Here is a 682-nt window from a genome sequence, read left to right on the forward strand (position 1 = left end):
CAGCATCCGCGCCGCCGCCACGTAATCCTGGCTCTTCGCCGAGATCACCGACGAACGCATCACACGCGCCGCCGTGGTCCAGCCCAGGATGCCGAGCACCACGACCACGGCCATCAGGCCGGACGACTCGCCGCTGCCCGTGCTGAGGCGCTTGCCGAGCACGATCGCGGCGAGCAGCAGCGGGATGCCGAGCACGATGTCGGTCAGCCGGGACAGGATCGCGTCCAGCCAGCCACCGAAGAAGCCGGAGGTGAGGCCGAAGATCAGGCCGATGCTGCTGGCCAGCGCCGTGGACAGCACACCCACCCAGATCGAGGCGCGGGCCCCGTAGACCGTGCGGGCGTAGATGTCGCAGCCCTGGAAGTCGAACCCGAACAGCGCCCAGCCGGTGCCCACGGCGTGCTGCCGGGACAGCGCGCAGTCGGCCGGGTCGTTCGGGGTGAACAGGGACGGGAACGCGGCCATCAGGATCACGATCAGCGCGATCGCGGACGCGAACCAGAACACCCAGTTCCGCCGCAGGCTCGGGTCCAGGACCGCGTAGAGCAGGTCGACGATCAGGTTGGCGAAGATGAAGACGACGACCAGGATGCTGACGAAGCTGACGACCAGCGGTCCGTCGCTCAGCGTGATGCCGCGGAACAGCTGCGACCCGACGCCCGGGACGTTGAAGACGCCCTCG

At 68.9% G+C, this 682-nt stretch carries 1 protein-coding gene; it reads right to left on the reverse strand.

Features of this window, described 5'->3' with window-relative positions:
* Nucleotides 1–573, reverse strand: a 573-nt coding sequence (locus OP04_RS48125) for an ABC transporter permease (RefSeq protein ID WP_232324036.1), incomplete at its 3' end; no start/stop codon positions are given.
* Nucleotides 574–682: the final 109 nt, after the last annotated feature.

Origin of the sequence: Catenuloplanes japonicus (assembly GCF_000717135.1) — a bacterium.
Classification (GTDB): domain Bacteria; phylum Actinomycetota; class Actinomycetes; order Mycobacteriales; family Micromonosporaceae; genus Catenuloplanes; species Catenuloplanes japonicus.